At 65.5% G+C, this 15,564-nt stretch carries 19 protein-coding genes; 7 read left to right on the forward strand and 12 right to left on the reverse strand.

Features of this window, described 5'->3' with window-relative positions:
• Nucleotide 1: 1 nt before the first annotated feature.
• The 6 genes from paoC to A7X97_RS07070 form a co-directional block, all read right to left on the reverse strand.
• Nucleotides 2–2,206: an aldehyde oxidoreductase molybdenum-binding subunit PaoC gene (gene paoC / locus A7X97_RS07045; RefSeq protein WP_111007725.1), complete on the reverse strand. Its 2,205-nt coding sequence runs from the start codon at nucleotides 2,204–2,206 to the stop codon at nucleotides 2–4.
• Nucleotides 2,206–3,156 carry an FAD binding domain-containing protein gene (locus A7X97_RS07050; RefSeq protein ID WP_111007726.1) on the reverse strand — a complete coding sequence of 317 codons (951 nt, stop codon included), beginning with the start codon at nucleotides 3,154–3,156 and terminating at the stop codon, nucleotides 2,206–2,208. The genes paoC and A7X97_RS07050 overlap by 1 nt, the downstream gene beginning before the upstream one ends.
• The gene (gene paoA / locus A7X97_RS07055; protein ID WP_005416549.1) at nucleotides 3,153–3,800 is read right to left on the reverse strand and encodes an aldehyde dehydrogenase iron-sulfur subunit PaoA; all 648 of its coding nucleotides are present in this window, start codon (nucleotides 3,798–3,800) and stop codon (nucleotides 3,153–3,155) included. The genes A7X97_RS07050 and paoA overlap by 4 nt, the downstream gene beginning before the upstream one ends.
• Nucleotides 3,801–4,053: 253 nt before the next feature.
• On the reverse strand, nucleotides 4,054–4,638 hold the full coding sequence (locus A7X97_RS07060) for an SEL1-like repeat protein (protein WP_088497452.1): 585 nt from the start codon (nucleotides 4,636–4,638) through the stop codon (nucleotides 4,054–4,056).
• Nucleotides 4,639–4,717: 79 nt separating this feature from the next.
• Complete coding sequence (locus tag A7X97_RS07065) at nucleotides 4,718–5,194, reverse strand: nuclear transport factor 2 family protein (RefSeq protein WP_021202431.1); 477 nt, start codon at nucleotides 5,192–5,194, stop codon at nucleotides 4,718–4,720.
• 62 nt (nucleotides 5,195–5,256) lie between these two features.
• The gene (locus A7X97_RS07070) at nucleotides 5,257–5,826 is read right to left on the reverse strand and encodes a TetR/AcrR family transcriptional regulator (RefSeq protein WP_072167042.1); all 570 of its coding nucleotides are present in this window, start codon (nucleotides 5,824–5,826) and stop codon (nucleotides 5,257–5,259) included.
• 168 nt (nucleotides 5,827–5,994) lie between these two features.
• On the opposite strand from A7X97_RS07070, the gene A7X97_RS07075 reads away from it, so the two are divergent.
• Nucleotides 5,995–6,948, forward strand: a complete 954-nt coding sequence (locus tag A7X97_RS07075; RefSeq protein WP_111007727.1) for an alpha/beta fold hydrolase — start codon at nucleotides 5,995–5,997, stop codon at nucleotides 6,946–6,948.
• Nucleotides 6,949–7,185: 237 nt separating this feature from the next.
• Complete coding sequence (locus tag A7X97_RS07080; protein ID WP_026346984.1) at nucleotides 7,186–7,497, forward strand: hypothetical protein; 312 nt, start codon at nucleotides 7,186–7,188, stop codon at nucleotides 7,495–7,497.
• A 43-nt stretch (nucleotides 7,498–7,540) separates the two neighbouring features.
• Here A7X97_RS07080 and A7X97_RS07085 read toward each other — a convergent pair whose 3' ends face one another.
• The 3 genes from A7X97_RS07085 to A7X97_RS07100 form a co-directional block, all read right to left on the reverse strand.
• Nucleotides 7,541–7,840, reverse strand: coding sequence for a hypothetical protein (locus tag A7X97_RS07085; RefSeq protein ID WP_061478250.1), 300 nt, complete (start codon nucleotides 7,838–7,840; stop codon nucleotides 7,541–7,543).
• 263 nt (nucleotides 7,841–8,103) lie between these two features.
• Nucleotides 8,104–8,373 carry a hypothetical protein gene (locus A7X97_RS07095; protein ID WP_088497450.1) on the reverse strand — a complete coding sequence of 90 codons (270 nt, stop codon included), beginning with the start codon at nucleotides 8,371–8,373 and terminating at the stop codon, nucleotides 8,104–8,106.
• A gap of 58 nt (nucleotides 8,374–8,431) precedes the next feature.
• Nucleotides 8,432–8,647 carry a hypothetical protein gene (locus tag A7X97_RS07100; RefSeq protein WP_088497449.1) on the reverse strand — a complete coding sequence of 72 codons (216 nt, stop codon included), beginning with the start codon at nucleotides 8,645–8,647 and terminating at the stop codon, nucleotides 8,432–8,434.
• A 154-nt stretch (nucleotides 8,648–8,801) separates the two neighbouring features.
• Between A7X97_RS07100 and A7X97_RS07105 the strand changes: the two genes are divergently transcribed.
• The gene (locus tag A7X97_RS07105) at nucleotides 8,802–9,083 is read left to right on the forward strand and encodes a hypothetical protein (RefSeq protein WP_072167046.1); all 282 of its coding nucleotides are present in this window, start codon (nucleotides 8,802–8,804) and stop codon (nucleotides 9,081–9,083) included.
• Here A7X97_RS07105 and A7X97_RS07110 read toward each other — a convergent pair.
• Nucleotides 9,080–11,761 carry an excinuclease ABC subunit UvrA gene (locus tag A7X97_RS07110; protein ID WP_088497511.1) on the reverse strand — a complete coding sequence of 894 codons (2,682 nt, stop codon included), beginning with the start codon at nucleotides 11,759–11,761 and terminating at the stop codon, nucleotides 9,080–9,082. The genes A7X97_RS07105 and A7X97_RS07110 overlap by 4 nt on opposite strands.
• A gap of 177 nt (nucleotides 11,762–11,938) precedes the next feature.
• On the opposite strand from A7X97_RS07110, the gene A7X97_RS07115 reads away from it, so the two are divergent.
• The 3 genes from A7X97_RS07115 (at nucleotide 11,939) to A7X97_RS07125 (ending at nucleotide 13,014) form a co-directional block, all read left to right on the forward strand.
• Nucleotides 11,939–12,217, forward strand: coding sequence for a hypothetical protein (locus A7X97_RS07115; RefSeq protein WP_072167048.1), 279 nt, complete (start codon nucleotides 11,939–11,941; stop codon nucleotides 12,215–12,217).
• Between the two features lie 123 nt (nucleotides 12,218–12,340).
• The gene (locus A7X97_RS07120) at nucleotides 12,341–12,595 is read left to right on the forward strand and encodes a hypothetical protein (RefSeq protein ID WP_069138523.1); all 255 of its coding nucleotides are present in this window, start codon (nucleotides 12,341–12,343) and stop codon (nucleotides 12,593–12,595) included.
• Nucleotides 12,592–13,014 carry a low affinity iron permease family protein gene (locus A7X97_RS07125; protein ID WP_072167049.1) on the forward strand — a complete coding sequence of 141 codons (423 nt, stop codon included), beginning with the start codon at nucleotides 12,592–12,594 and terminating at the stop codon, nucleotides 13,012–13,014. Before A7X97_RS07120 ends, A7X97_RS07125 begins: the two co-directional genes overlap by 4 nt.
• A gap of 30 nt (nucleotides 13,015–13,044) precedes the next feature.
• Here A7X97_RS07125 and A7X97_RS07130 read toward each other — a convergent pair whose 3' ends face one another.
• A complete protein-coding gene (locus tag A7X97_RS07130) occupies nucleotides 13,045–14,535 on the reverse strand; it encodes an FAD-dependent oxidoreductase (protein WP_088497448.1) in 1,491 nt (496 codons plus the stop codon).
• Nucleotides 14,536–14,757: 222 nt separating this feature from the next.
• Between A7X97_RS07130 and A7X97_RS07135 the strand changes: the two genes are divergently transcribed.
• A complete protein-coding gene (locus tag A7X97_RS07135) occupies nucleotides 14,758–14,988 on the forward strand; it encodes a hypothetical protein (RefSeq protein ID WP_072167051.1) in 231 nt (76 codons plus the stop codon).
• Nucleotides 14,989–14,997: 9 nt separating this feature from the next.
• On the opposite strand, the gene A7X97_RS07140 is transcribed toward A7X97_RS07135, so the two are convergent.
• Nucleotides 14,998–15,447, reverse strand: coding sequence for a BLUF domain-containing protein (locus A7X97_RS07140; RefSeq protein ID WP_088497447.1), 450 nt, complete (start codon nucleotides 15,445–15,447; stop codon nucleotides 14,998–15,000).
• Nucleotides 15,448–15,564 lie beyond the last annotated feature (117 nt).

Genomic DNA, 15,564 nt, shown 5'->3' on the forward strand with positions numbered 1-15,564 from the left:
GTCAGCCCACGTCGGGCAAGCCGGGCAGCAGCTTGTCCAGGGTAATGGGATAGTTGCGCACGCGCACGCCGGTTGCGTTGTAGACCGCATTGGCGATCGCGGCGCCGACCCCACAGATGCCCAGTTCACCCACACCCTTGGCCTTCATCGGCGAGATCACCGGATCCAGCGTGTCGAGGAAGACCACCTCCTGGTACGGGATGTCGGCGTGCACGGGAACCTCGTAGCCGGCCAGGTCGTGGTTGATGAACAAGCCAAGCCGTTTGTCGACCACCAGCTCCTCCATCAGGGTCGCGCCCGCGCCCATCACCATCCCGCCGATGACCTGGCTGCGCGCAGAGAGCGGATTGAGGATCCGCCCGCCATCGCATACGGCAAGCATGCGGCGGATGCGCGTCTCTCCCGTGTAGGCATGCACGGCAACCTCGCAGAAATGCCCTGCATAGGTGCCCACGTCATAGCCTTGCTTGAAGTCGCCGAAGGCAATGCCGTCCTCCGCCGAGAGTGTCCCCGCCTCTGCCAGCTTGATCGTCCGCCCACCCGCCTGGATGCGGCCATTGGCGAAGTCTGCGGTGTCGCCGTCGAAGCCCAGTTTCTCGCCCACCTTGCGGCGCAGGCTGACGCACGCCGCGTACACGCCTGCGGTGGAGCTTGCCGCGCCCCACTGGCCGCCGGAACCGGCGGAGGCGGGATGACGGGAGTCGCCGAGGGTCACCTGGACCCGCTCCAGCGGCACGCCCATGGTTTCGGCTGCCGTCTGCGCGATGATTGTGTAGGAGCCGGTGCCGATGTCGGTCATGTCGGTTTCGACAATCACTCCGCCCTGGCCGTCAAGCCTGACCCGCGCCGCCGACTTCATCGTCGGTGCACCGCGATAGCCCGCAGATACGCCCATGCCGATCAGCCAGTCCCCTTCCCTGACCTGCGCCGGCCTGGGGTTGCGCTTGTTCCAGTTGAAGCGCTCCGCGCCTTCGCGCAGGCAGCGCACCAGGTTGCGGTCGGAGAACTTCTTGGACGGATCGCCGGGTACCACCTCGGGCTCGTTGAGGATGCGGAACGCGATCGGGTCGAGGCCCAGCTTCTCGGCCATTTCGTCCATCGCCACTTCCAGCGCCATGTGGCCGGGTGCTTCGCCCGGTGCGCGCATCGCATTGCCTTCGGGCATGTCGAGCGTGGCGATGTAGTTGGCCACCAGGCGGTTGGCGCCTGCATAGAGCTTGGGCGTCTGCAGGGTGCCGTTCTCGCCGTCCTCACCGTTGATGTTGCCCGACCAGTTCTCATGGGCGATGGCGGAGATCCGGCCATCCTTTCCGCAGCCGATCCGCACGCGCTGGAGGGTGGCGTGCCGGTGCGTGGTGTTGTTGGGCATCAACGGGCGTTGCAGCGCGATCTTCACCGGCCGCCCGACCTGCTTGGCCGCCAGCGCGGCCAGCACCGCGTCGGCACGGATGAACAGCTTGCCGCCGAAGCCGCCGCCGATATAGGGCGAGTCCACGCGCACCTTGGCAGGATCGATGCCGAGGATCGCCGCCATGCCCTGCCTGGCCCAGTCGATCATCTGGTTCGCCGTCCACAGCGTGAGCGTGTCACCCTTCCAGGCGGCGATGGTGGCGTGCGGCTCCATCATCGAATGACTTTCGTCGGAGGTGTGGTAAGTCTCGTCGAGCTTGACCGCGGCGCTCGCGTAGGCAGTGTCGAAATCGCCCAGCGCCTGCCGGTCGGGCTTTCCGTCACGCCCCTTTGCCAGCGGCGCGGACGGTGCCAGGGCCGGGAAATCGAAGCGGCCCTTGCTGCGCTCGTAGCGGGTGCGGATCAGCGCCGCGGCGGCGCGGGCCTGCTCGAAGGTCTCTGCCACCACGCAGGCGATGGCCTGGTGGTAGTGGGCCACCTCGGCTCCGCCGAACAACGGTGCATTGTTCCAGTTCGATGTGCCGACCGGCTTGGTTTCCGGTGCGGTGATGACCGCCAGTACGCCGGGCGCGGCACGTGCGCGGGAGGCATCCATCGAAATGATGCTCCCCTTGCCGATGCCCGCACCGACGATGTAGCCGTAGGCCTGGTTCGGAGCCACGTCGTGGCGCTCGTAGGCATAGGGGGCGGTGCCGGTGGTCTTGCGTGGACCGTCGATGCGCGGCGTCGACTTGCCGACGACCTTGGCCTTGTCGAACAGGTTGTCGCCGGCGGGGGCGTTGAATTCAAGGGGCATCAGTGCTCTCCTTCCACCAGCACGGCTGCGAGGGTGCGCTCGGCGAGCGCGATCTTGAACGCGTTCTCCGGGGTCGGACGGGCACCGGCGAACACCTTCCGGGTCGCGGCCTTTACGCCGTCGCGCAGCAGGGGTTCGGCTGCCTCGACGCGCCACGGCTTCGGCGCGACCCCAGCGAAGGCGAACCGCGCCGAGCCGTCACGCTGCACGACTGCGGCGACCGACACCAGTGCGAACGCATAGGACGCGCGGTCACGTACCTTGTGGTACACGTGCCGACCGCCCAGGGGCTCTGGCAGCGTGACGTGGGTGATCAGCTCACCGCGCTGCAGCACGTTGTCCTGCTGCGGCCTGTCGCCGGGGGAACGATGGAAATCGGCAATCGGGATGCTGCGCGTACTGCCGTCACCCCTGACGGTCTGGATCGAGGCGTCCAGCACCCGCAGGGCCACCGCCATGTCGCCCGGATAGGTCGCGATGCAGCTGTCCGAGGTGCCGATCACGCCCATCTGCCGGGAGAACCCCTCGAGTGCGCCGCAGCCGGATCCGGGCAGGCGCTTGTTGCAAGGCAGATTGGGGTCGTAGAAGTATGGGCAGCGCGTGCGCTGCAGCAGGTTGCCGCCGGTGGTGGCTTTGTTGCGCAGCTGCCCGGAGGCGCCTGCCACGATCGCGCGGGTCAGCACCGCGTAGTCGCGGCGCACGCGCTCATGCGAGGCCAGTGCGGTATTGGTGACCAGCGTGCCGATGCGCAGGCCGCCCTCGTCGGTGGGTTCAATCCTGTCCAGGCCGATGTCCTGCACATCGACCAGATGCGCTGGCGTCTCGACCTCCAGCTTCATCAGGTCGAGCAGGTTGGTCCCTCCGGCCAGGAACTTCGCGCCCTCGGTGCCGGCGACGGCCCTGGCGGCCTCGGCCGGGGATTTGGCGCGTTCGTAACTGAAGGCCCTCATGAGCGCCTCCCTGCAGAGGTCACGCCAGCGACCTCTGCCATCGCCTCGGCAATATTGGAATAGGCGCCGCAGCGGCAGAGGTTGCCGCTCATGCGTTCGCGCATTTCCATGTTGGTGGCGCGGGGACGTGCGCTGACGTCCGCCTGTACATGGCTGGGGACACCCCGCTTGATCTCGTCCAGTACCGCCACCGCCGAACAGATCTGCCCCGGCGTGCAATACCCGCACTGGTAGCCATCATGCTTGATGAAGGCGGCCTGCATCGGATGCAGGTCATCGGGAGTTCCGAGGCCTTCGATGGTGGTGATGGCATCGCCCTGGTGCTGTACCGCCAGGCTGAGGCAGGCATTGATGCGCTCACCATTGACCAGCACGGTACAGGCACCGCATTGACCGTGGTCGCAGCCCTTTTTCGTTCCAGTCAGCTTCAGATGTTCGCGCAGGGCATCGAGCAGCGTGGTCCGGGTGTCGAGCTCAAGCTCCCGCCGCTCGCCGTTGACGGTCAAGGCAACCGTGCTGATGACCGGCGGCCTGGGCGGCGGGGGCGCCGCCAGTTCGGCGGCGAGCGATGATGCCCCCGGTGCGGCGGACATCGCCACGGTCGTGACGCCGCCAGCGATCACCTGGCGACGCGTCAACTTCATTCCTTCATCACAACTTGGCACAGTGACCTCCTGGCGTTCGGGGAAACCCCGTGGCTGGATGGACGCGCTCACACTACCGAAGGGCCACTATGCCCATCTGCGGGGTACAGATCTGTGAAGTCGGCGAAATGTACGAACCCGCCAAGGCAGTCAGCCTGAGTGCCCAGAAGAACATGTTGTAGCAAGTCCGAAGAAATCGACTGCATCCAGCCCTTTCATGGACACCCGGACTCATTCCCAGCCTGCAGGCCAACTACGGCGGGCTTGACTGAGTTGCCACGCTCGCTTCTCTCGTAGGTAGATGGCTTCTCTCTTCCTCTCGCTTGCTGGCACATCGCAGAGACGCCATGCGTGCCGCCTGCTCAAGTTCGGAATGCGCGGCCTTCACTCCCTTCAGCGCGGCACTCTTGAGCCATGCGTATGCCTCACTGGATGACTCACAGTCCTGTTTGTCCCTCAATATGAAGAACACGTTGTACTGTGCAATCGGGTGTCCCAGCGCTGCGGCATAGGCAAGCCACATATGGGAGTTGCCGGCCACGCCTTTGCCCTCAAAGTGGCGCGAAAGTCGAAACGCCGCCTCGGCGTTGCCTGCATCTGCGCGCCCGACCAGCGTGCGTAGCTGCTTGTCATCAAGCTCCGCGCCATCATCCGTTGCGATCGACCCGTCAAGCTCAACTTTCGGCCTGTCCGGTTGAGGCGGCACCTGCGCATTAACCGACCCTGCGCCCGCCAGGCACAAGAGAAGACCGGCTCTCTTAAATAGGATCATCAATCCCAGTTCCTGAGAATCGGTCTTCGCTGGCGGTTCGAATCCGCCCCCGGCCTGCATGTCCATTGCGCCCCCTGCCCCGCCGGCGCGGATGCCGGCCGCCCCATCGTACCTGAGCGTGCTTCGGATGGCGCCTCAGCGGGAATCACATACCCAGCTCCGACAACCCCGGGTGATCATCCGGGCGACGCCCCAGCGGCCAATGGAACTTGCGGTCGCTCTCCTTGATCGGCATGTCGTTGATACAGGAGAAGCGGCGCTGCATCAGGCCATCCTCTCCGAATTCCCAGTTTTCGTTGCCATAGGAACGGAACCAGTTGCCGGAGTCGTCGTGCCATTCGTACGCGTAGCGGACCGCAATGCGGTTTTCGGTAAAGGCCCAGAGCTCCTTGATCAGGCGGTACTCGAGCTCCTTGTTCCATTTGCGTGCCAGGAACTGCCGGGCTTCCTCCCGACCGTTGGTGAATTCGGCACGGTTACGCCACTGGGTGTCGAGCGAATAGGCAAGCGAGACCTTGTCGGCATCGCGGGAGTTCCAGCCATCCTCGGCAAGACGCACTTTCTGCGTGGCCGATTCAAGGGTGAACGGAGGAAGCGGCGGACGGGGTTGTTCAGCGGACACGGGGAAACCTCCAATCGAAATGGATATACGGGTTGCTTCAAGGGATCTGGGGTACCCAGGCGCTAACGCTTGGCCTGTTCCAATAACAGCTTCGCGACATCCTTCGCGGTGTCTGCGGCGTCGAAATCACCCATCACGCGCGACAGGGTGATGGCGCCTTCCATCAGGATCAGCAGCTGACGGGCCAGATCCGCCGGCTGCTCCACATCCAGTTGTTCGGTAAGTTCCAGCGTGTAATCGAGCAGCTTCTGCTTGTGATTCCGCGCGATTTCCCGGATCGGATCGGCCGGGTCGCCGACCTCCCCGGCGGTATTGATGAACGCACACCCGCGATAGCCCTCGGACTGGAACCAGTTCTTGAGCACGGTGAACAAGCCGAGGATGCGTGCTTCCGGGGTGTCCGCTTTATCGCACTCCTGCCGGAACCAGGCCAGCCATCGCACATCGCGCGCCTTCAATGCGGCGGCGGCCACGTCGTCCTTGTTCTCGAAGTGGCGGTAGATGCTCTTTCGCGCCACGCCCGAGGTCTTCACCAGCAGGTCCATGCCGGTGGCGTGGATCCCGTTCTGGTAGATCAGCGCCTCGGCCGTGGCCAGGATCTTCTGTTGGGTGTCGGTGCTGCCCTTGCTCATGGCTGCAAGGTAGAATGAGCGTTCTCCCTTGTCAACAGGCGATCGCGAGCGATTCGCGTGCGCACATCCGTGCAAGACGATCTATCAAGAAATCAGGACAGTTCATCACCCGGACGCCTGATTGCAGGCGCAAATTACGTCTCACCACCCACCCATGAGAGTTCCCGCATGAACACCTTCGCCCGTACCCTGGCCGTTGCCGCCCTCGCCCTCTCGGTCCAGGCCAGCCTGTCCGCGCAGGCCGCCGAACCGGCCACGCCGGCGGCAGTCACCAGCATCGCGCGCACCGCCACCTACATCACCACCGCCGATGGCGTGCAGCTGTACTACAAGGACTGGGGCCCGAAGAACGGCCCGGTCGTGACCTTCAGCCACGGCTGGCCGTTGAACTCGGACAGCTGGGAGTCGCAGATGATCTTCCTGGCCAACCACGGCTACCGCGTCATTGCCCATGACCGTCGCGGCCACGGCCGCTCCAGCCAGCCGTGGGATGGCAACGATATGGATCACTACGCTGATGACCTGGCCACGTTGATCAATACGCTGGACCTGCACGATGTGACCCTGGTGGGCTTCTCCACCGGTGGCGGCGAAGTGGCGCGCTACATCGGCCGGCACGGCACTGGACGGGTGAAGAAGGCCGTGCTGATCAGCTCGGTGCCGCCGTTCATGCTGAAGACCGCCGACAACCCGAACGGCCTGCCGATCGAAGTGTTCGATGGCATCCGCAAGGCACAGATAGATAACCGCGCGCAGCTGTACAAGGACATTCCGTCGGGCCCGTTCTACGGCTTCAACCGCCCGGGCGCGAAGGTGTCGCAGGGGCTGATCGATGCGTGGTGGGCGCAGGGCATGCAGGGCGGCCACAAGAACACCTACGACTCGATCGCTGCGTTCTCGGCCACCGATTTCCGCGCAGACCTGAAGAAATTCGATGTGCCCACCCTGGTCATCCACGGTGACGACGACCAGATCGTGCCGATCGACATCTCAGGCCGCCAATCGGCGAAGCTCATCAAGGGCGCAAAGCTGATTGTCTACCCGGGTGCGCCGCACGGCCTGACCGACACCCACAAGGACAAGGTCAACCAGGACCTGCTGGCGTTCCTGCAGGAAAAGTGAGTGTACGGGGCTCCGTTGTGATGGCGGAGCCCTTCCTGCCCAGAGGCAGGGCCGGCACCGGACGAGCGCCAGCGTCCACGTCAGTGCACGATTGCGGCCGTGGGATTTCAGGCCAATCATGGCGCGCGGTGTGCACCTTGATGAAGGGTTAACCTCCAACAAAGCACACTGCGCTCTCACGGCTCTTCTCCGGCGCAGAATCCTTTGCTCCCGTGTCCAGCCCCAGACGACACGGCCATGCATCCTCCCAATGCCTTCCGGATCCACGCGATCCAGCCCCTTCTTGCGCGCAATGGGGCCATCGTTCGCCTCGATCAATTGCGATCCACCTGCAAGAGCTGCGGCTTGCGCTCATCAATGACTCAGGACGAGGGCATCAAGACGAGTCCATTGGGCACGACGCTCACGTGCCCCGCGTGCGGTGCCACGGGGCTGATGGACGAGGTGGAGATATGGCACCACTGGCTCGAACAGTGCCGGCGGGAACGGATGCTGGCGCTCTTCGATCCCGCACCTGACGAACCTCTGGAGCCTGATGGCCCCGAATGAGAGCGACACATGGACTGTCCGGCCGGCGCCTCAGCGCCGCGCCTCAACCGTCGCCGGGGTGACGCCCTGCCAGGCTACCCATCGTGAAGGCGTAGCCCGCCTCCTCCAGCAGCGCTCTCATGCGCAGCTCCACACGCCGGGGGGAAAGCAGGCTGTTGGGCGCGTACAGGGCATAGACGTAGCCTGCGCCGTCGATGATCTCGCGGCGCACGGCGCACTCATTGGATTCGGCAGCCTCGGACCAGACGGACATCAACCTGGCGGGACTGATGGATTGGCCGTTGCGAAGACGGAAGAACAGCCAGCGCACTCCCAGGGAACGCACCGGATTCAACCTAGCCACTGCGAACCCCCGATGCGCCGGAAGAGGTCCCTCAGGACCTCTGGATCCAAGCGTGGATGCTCGTCTTTCGAAGAGCGCGGAAGGTCGATACGTGCGGCGCCGTTCACCAGCGCGGGCAGATCGGACTGAAGGTCGATCCACCACCCCGTGGGCAGCCGGAGCCCCGTGCCCGTTCTATCGTAGATGCAGATCGGAAAAGTCATCGCGTTGCTCCTGGATGACCCGAGCATACGCCTGCGCGATGTCAGGTCTGGATGCGACGCCTAGGAAGATGCCGCATCGGCGCGCTTTGCGCATTCGAATACGTGTGCTTCGTCCTGCTGGACCCTGCGGAACGACTCCAGCCAGCCGAACGCTGCGCCACGACTGTGAATCGTTTCGCCAAGCCTTCCGGTCAGGCACCGTGCGCACTCCATCCCGCCAGGACTGGGCGCATCGCAGCAACGGCATTGCGCCATCGTCGTCGTTCTCTCCGGGCGGCACTGGTACATGATCTTGGTCATCAGGCTGATCGCCTGGCTTTGCGAGGACATGCGCGCTCCCTGTCTGCTGCGCTGAAGCAGCCGCGCGGCGCGCGGCTCCTCCTGTTATTCAGCGGCGCGTATCACCGCCGGGACCGCCTTTCTTTTCGTCCGTTGGATTCGAATCGCTACGATCCTTCTTGTCCTGCTGCTGTTGTTCGCCTTGCCGGCCAGGCTCCTCCGCGCCGGGCTCGCCCCCCTCGACCTGCCCCTGCTGCACGGGCTGTTCTGCTTCAGCGGAAGCGTTGGAGCGGTCAATCCTGTTCTGTTCGGGGACGCTGTTCATTTCGATTCTCCGTCGCAGCAAGTGTGCTGCCGATTGACTGTGGGCCTGTTGCCGTTACGGGAACGTGCCGGCAAGCGCGTTGTATGAACGGTTGTGATGAACAGGCTCCCGGCAGCAAGCGTGTACAGTGAGGTTTCGAACAGGGGTAGGCGCCGTGAGCCGCGGAAGAAGCAAGCACGTTGTCGATGTGGAGCGCGAGCTGGCCCACTGGGAAACCGCGTTCAACCTGGGCGCGTTGCCCGCGGTGAGTTTCCGGCACGAAGTGGCGCCGGTCATCCGGCTTGCCTGCGACATCTATGTGAGAGATCCGCACGGTACCCGGTCAGCCTGGATGGACGATCTGCAGTGCCGCCTTGCGAAACGATCAAGCCTGCGCGGCCACCCTGGCGCGGCGGAGATTGCCGATCGTTGCTGGACGCTGCTGTCCTGCGGCTAGGCGCCTCCTGCCGGATGATTCCGCTCGCGCACACCCTGCCCCAGCTCGGATGCCAGGAACGGTGCCGTCCTGCTGCCCTTGGCGCGGGCCACCTGATGCGGTGGCCCCGCCGCCACGATGGTGCCGCCCGCGCTGCCTGCGCCCGGGCCGACGTCGATCACCCAGTCGGCCTGTGCGACGGAACGCATGTCGTGCTCGATCATCACCACCGTGTTGCCTGCGTCCACCAGCCGCTGAAGCTGCACCAGCAGCCTGTCCGCGTCTGATGCATGCAGGCCGGTGGTGGGTTCGTCCAGCACGTACAGCGTGCGCCCGCGCTGGCTGCGCTGCAGCTCTGTGGCCAGCTTGATGCGTTGCGCCTCACCCCCTGAAAGCTCCGTGGCCGGCTGGCCCAGCCGCAGGTAGCCCAGGCCGATCTCCTGCAGCAACTGCAGCGGGCGGGCGATGGCCTCTTCTTCGGCGAAGAACGCATGGGCCTGGTCCACCGTCATCTGCAGGACCTCGGCAATGTTGCGGCCGTTCCACTGCACCTTCAGCGTGGCCTCGTTGTAGCGGGCGCCGTGACAGGTGGGGCACGGCGCATAGACGCTGGGCATGAACAGCAGTTCGACGCTGACGAAACCCTCGCCTTCGCAGGTCTCGCATCGCCCCTTGGCTACGTTGAACGAAAAGCGGCCCGCATCGAATCGGCGACGGCGCGCGTCGGGTGTCGCGGCGAACAGCTTGCGCACGTGGTCGAACAGGCCCGTGTAGGTAGCCAGGTTGGAGCGTGGCGTGCGGCCGATGGGCTTCTGGTCCACCTGCACCACGCGCTGGATGGCGTCCACGTCGCCGGCCAGCTGGCCCCGCGTTGCTTCGATTACGGTGGGTCCTTCGGCAGGTGCGCTGTCGGCGCCGTCGTCTGCCGTCTCATGCCCGAGGTGCAGCAGCATCAGCTCGGGCAGCGCCTGCGCCATCAGGCTGGATTTGCCTGATCCGGAAATGCCGGTCACTGCAGTCAGCAACCCCAACGGCACCTGCGCATCCACACCGTGCAGGTTGTGGCGGTGGATGCCTTTCAGCGCCAGCCAGCTGTTGGCACTGCGCTGCCGGCTGGCCGGCGCGGGCACCCGGTCGAACAGGTACTGCGCCGTGCGCGAATCCTGAACGTTGCGCAGGCCGTCGGGCTCGCCACTGTAGAGAACGCGTCCGCCATGTTCCCCTGCCTGCGGGCCCACATCCACCAGCCACTGCGCGCGGCGCATCAGCTCCAGATCGTGTTCAACAACGAACACCGAGTTACCGCCGTCGCGCAGCCGTTCCAGCGCGTCGTACAGCGCCTGGCTGTCGGCCGGATGCAGGCCGGCCGACGGTTCGTCGAGCACGTACAGCACGCCGAACAGCAGCGAGCTGAGCTGCGTGGCCAGGCGCAGGCGCTGCAGTTCGCCGGCCGACAGCGTGGGCGTGGCGCGATCCAGCGAGAGATAGCCCAGGCCGAGCTCGCGAAGTTGTCGTACCCGCGCCATGACCCCACCCGCGAGCCGTTGCGCCGCCAGGCGCTTTTCCTCAGACAAGGCTGAGGTCAGGCGCACGTCGGGGGCGCCTTCGTGGGTCGCGCGGCCACTTGCTGCCCGCTTGGCGCGATCGCTGGGCGTTGCACGCCTGCTGGTACGCGCGCCGTGGCTGTGTGCACTGAAATCGCCCTGCGCGATGGGCTCGAGCAAGGCCGCCAGCTGGTCCAGCGGCAGCCGCATGAACTCGCCGATGTCCACGCCGGCGAAGGTGACCGAAAGCGCTTCCGGCTTCAGGCGCTTTCCCTGGCAGGCGGGGCACAGGCGGCCTTCCATGTAGCGGGAAACACGCTTGCGCATCAGCGCGCTCTGGGTGTTGGCAAAGGTGTGCAGCACGTAGCGGCGTGCGCCGGTGTACGTGCCCATGTAGCTGGGCTCCAGCTTGCGCTTGAGCGCGGCGCGGGTCTCGGCCGGCGTGAAGCCGGCATAGACCGGCACCGTGGGCGTTTCCTCGGTGAACAGGATCCAGTCGCGGTCCTTCTTCGGCAGTTTCTTCCACGGCACATCGATGTCGTAGCCCAGCGTGACCAGAATGTCGCGCAGGTTCTGGCCATGCCATGCCGGTGGCCAGGAGGCGATGGCGCGCTCGCGGATGCTCAGCGACGGGTCCGGCACCATCAGTGCTTCAGTCACTTCGTAGACATGCCCCAGGCCATGGCAGGTGCTGCAGGCGCCCTGTGGGGTGTTGGGCGAGAAGTCTTCGGCGTACAGCATGGGCTGGTGGGCCGGGTAGGCCCCCGCCCGCGAGTACATCATGCGCACCAGGCTGGACAGCGTGGTCACGCTGCCCACCGACGAGCGCGCATTGCTCGCGCCGCGCTGCTGCTGCAAGGCCACCGCCGGCGGCAGGCCGTCGATGGCATCCACGTCGGGCACGCCGGCCTGGTCGATCAGGCGACGCGCGTACGGCGCGACGGATTCGAAGTAGCGCCGCTGCGCCTCGGCGAAGACCGTGCCGAAGGCCAACGAGGACTTGCCTGACCCCGACACGCCGGAGAACACCACCAGTGCATTGCGTGGAATGGAGACATCGACATTCTTCAGGTTGTGCTCGCGCGCACCGCGGACCTCGATGCAGCCGCTGGCTGCGGCAGCACATGACGATTCGCCAAAGGGGGTGTTGGACATCTCAGCATTCCTGCATTCGGTGGGCGGATCGCGCATGGTGCGCCCGAGGGGCCATTGTCGCCGCTGCGGAGTGAATGGCGTGAGGGCGCCGGAAGCGGGATGTTGTCTTCACCTCCCGTTCGTACGGCCTTGCCCAGCCAAGGGCTAGCGTTGGGTGCCCACACACCGGAGGCCGTCATGCACCCCGACGTACTTGGCTGGGCCGCCACGGCGGTACTGATGGCAACCTTGATCCGGCAGATGGTGAAGCAGTGGCAGTCGTCCAACCCGGAAGCCGTGTCCAGGTGGCTGTTCGCAGGCCAGATGACCGCATCTGCGCTGTTCACGGTGTACAGCGCGATGCTGGGCAGCGTGGTCTTCGTGGTGACCAATGCGATGCTGCTGTTGACGGCGGTGGTGGGCCAGGTGATGGCGTGGCGCCGCCGCGGCCGACGCCGGGCTCCCCCGCCCTGCTGATTGTTAATGCGCGTTGCCTGAAGGTTTGACATCACGTTGCCCCGCCCTTGATGGGGGCGCCCACAACGCATTCCTATGCTGGGCCCACCACCTGCGAGGTGGTGATCAACCTGGAGATGCACCATGCAACGCGACCAGAAAGACCTTCCCCATCCGGACACGGAGGCGCAGCGCCCCGATCCTGTCAGTCCGCTGCAGGCAAAGCTGCACAACCACCGCAATCATGACGAAGCGCTGCAGGAAACCTTCCCCGCCAGCGACCCGATCTCTCCCTTCGTCGCTGCACCCACGCCGGACGAGCAGGCCAAGCGCCTTGGGGAGCGGGTCAGGCTGCCAGACCGTCGCACGGATGAGGAGGCCGCGGGAGGTGACGAGTGATCCGGCGCGGTTTCGCCCGTGTCGCGGCCGCGACGGCGCGATTGTCCGGCAGCCTGGGGGCATTCGTCGCAGCGCTGGGGGTGATCATCACCTGGGCTGCCAGCGGGCCGGCCTTCCACTTCAATGACACCTGGCAGCTGGTGGTGAATACGGGAACGACCATCGTGACCTTCCTGATGGTGTTCCTGATCCAGCATACGCAGAACGCCGACACCGCAGCGCTGCACATCAAACTGGATGAACTGATCCGTGTCAGCAAGGACGCCAACCAGGAGCTGTTGAACCTGGAGTCGATGGAGCCGGCCCACCTTGAAGAGATACGCCAGCGCTACGAGGCACTGGCGAAGACCGCTGCAGACATCAAGTCCAAGAAGGAGCGCTGCATGCCCTGCCATGCGGACGCGGCCGCCGAAGCCTGAGGTCGCTGCTCCGGCGGCTACCTGCACCTATCACTGTTCTGGTGTGAGGCCCTGCCTGGCAGGGCCTTCCAGCAGCGCTCCGGTGGCGGAAAAGCGGCTGCCGTGGCAAGGGCAATCCCATGTGCGCTCATGACCATTCCATTGAACAACGCACTTCAGGTGCGGGCAGAGCGCCGACATCGTGTGCAGGCGCCCGCCCTCGTCGCGGTAGACCGCAGTGCGCTTTCCATCCACGTCCAGCAGTGCGCCGCAACCACGGGCCAGCTCACTGGGCGAGTGCGACGGCACAGCAGCAAGGCGATCTCCCACCATGTGCCGCGCAACGGTGCCATTGGTGCGGGCCCAGCCGGCCGCCGAGCGCACCGGTGTGAAGCGCATGGGGCTGAGCAGCTGCTCGATCTCGCTGGTCGTGCCGAGGATTCCCTCGGTGATCGCACGCGCGGCCACGCCCGCCCAGGTCAAGCCGTCCGGCCCATAGCCGGTAGCCAGCCACACATTGTCGTGCGCGCTGCTGCCGATGTAGGGCAGCTGGTCGGCTGCGCGGAACTGCTGCGCGGACCAGCACAGCGGCTCTCCCTGCACGGTGAAATTGCGATGCGCGTCGGCGACCAGATGCTGGGCTGGATCCATCGGCGGCGTTTCGCCGGTGCGGTGGGTCTCGCCGACCAGCACCAACCAGTCACGGCCATCAGTACCGCGCACCCCGCGCAGCGATCGGTGCCGATCGGCAATCCAATGAATGCCTGCCGCGGGCGGCGTGGCAACCGGTACCGCAACGCCGTATTCGCGGTAGACCTCCATCTCGGCCTGCACCAGGTTGAAACCTGCTGGCGAATGGGTGGCCAGCACGAAGTGCCTGGCGTGGATGCGGGCGCCGTCGGCCGTCGCAACGCCGGCGGATGCCTCGATGCTGTTGATCCGGGTCCAGTCGTGGATGCGCACCCGGCCCGCCAGATGTCGCGCCAGCTCAATGCAGAACGCCGCCGGATCCAATTGCGCCTGATCTGCAACGCGGAAGGCGTGGCCCAAGGTGAACGGCAGCCCGGACTGGTGGTGTTCGCATTGCAGGCCGACGCGCTGATAGGCCTGCAGCTCACGCTCGAATCGCGCAGTGACCTCGCGGGTGCGCTCCTGCATGCCGTACTGCATGGCCACGCGTTCGAAGCCACAGCGCAGATCGTAGCGGTGAACCAGTGTTTCGATGGACCGCAGCGCCTGCTGCCGCCACTGCACGATACGACTGGCCGTGTCACCGCCCCAACGCGCGATCAGGTCTGCCAGTCGGGAAACGGGCGCGTAAAGATTGCCCGTGGACATCACCGTATTTCGCCCGCCGATGGGCCCCGCATCGACCACCAGCACATCCAGGCCGCTATCGGCCAGGCGGGCCGCTGTCAGCAGGCCAGTCATGCCAGCACCAACCACCAGCACGTCCGCCTGCGTGGTTCCGGCAAGTGGGCGGAAGCTGTTCGATTCGGCATCACGGGACCAGAGGCTGGCGCGCGGTAACGGGTCGGCCATGAATACACCCTTGCAGAGTCAGCTGGAAGCCTCCCCTGATACGCCGCTGCGGGTGAAACAGCAGTGGTGCGGCCGTGCAGGAAATGCTCACACGCGTGGCAGCAGCGATGCCGATCAAGGACGGGTGAACATCGCGTGGGCGACACGCCTGCGCCCGCTGTGCGGGCAACGACGCCCCCCTTGCAGTGCGGTCGCTAGCTTGCCTGGAAGGAGGAACCCGCTGTGAGCACGCACCTGGAGATCGACCTGATGATCGCGCAGTTGGAGGAAATGCTGCCGGAATGGGCGGCGTTCTACCCCGAGCCACAGTTCATCCGAATGCTCGCCGAGGCGCTGGACTTCATTGCCGCCAGTGCCGACTCCGATGCCCGGATGTATTGCGTGATGCGCACCGGGCACCTCAACGTGTGCAGCGGAGAGATCCCGTGGGCGGCGCGCTATGGAGGTGGTTGAGCCAGTACGTCAGGCCGCGATGGCATAGGGTTCGACCAGCCTGGCCAGGACGTCCATCGCCGTCTCAGCCTCGGCCTGGCCGTCGCTGTGCTGCACAAACCCAAGCCAGTCTGCGCAGGCCAGGCGTCTCAACGCCGCCGGCTGCGTAGGGAGCCAGCGCATCGGCCAGAACGGGAGACGCCGGTTGCCTACCCTGCCGCGCTGCAATTCAATCAGTCCCGTGTGGCTGGTAGCACCGAGCACCCGTGAGTACGCCACGCTCAAGCCGTCCTCGGGCCCCTCCATGTACTGCAGGAATCGGGCTCCATCGAACAGCAGCACCCCGGTGACGCCGGCATTTCGGTTGAAGCGGGCGGCGTCGTCCACCAGTTCGTCCAGCTTCCCACTGCCCAGACCCAGCGGGTCACCCGCAACGGCTGGGGCCGCTTCACTCACGTATGCGACTGCCCTGATCGGCATTGGCTGCTCCTGTAGCGAATCCCCCCAGATTCCGTGTCGAAAGCATAGGCCAACCGCGCCGCCGGTATGTTCCGACGCTGTCTATTTTTTGTGGATCAGTTGGGTTCAGACAGACAG

Origin of the sequence: Stenotrophomonas sepilia (assembly GCF_003244875.1) — a bacterium.
Taxonomy (GTDB): Bacteria; Pseudomonadota; Gammaproteobacteria; order Xanthomonadales; family Xanthomonadaceae; genus Stenotrophomonas; species Stenotrophomonas sepilia.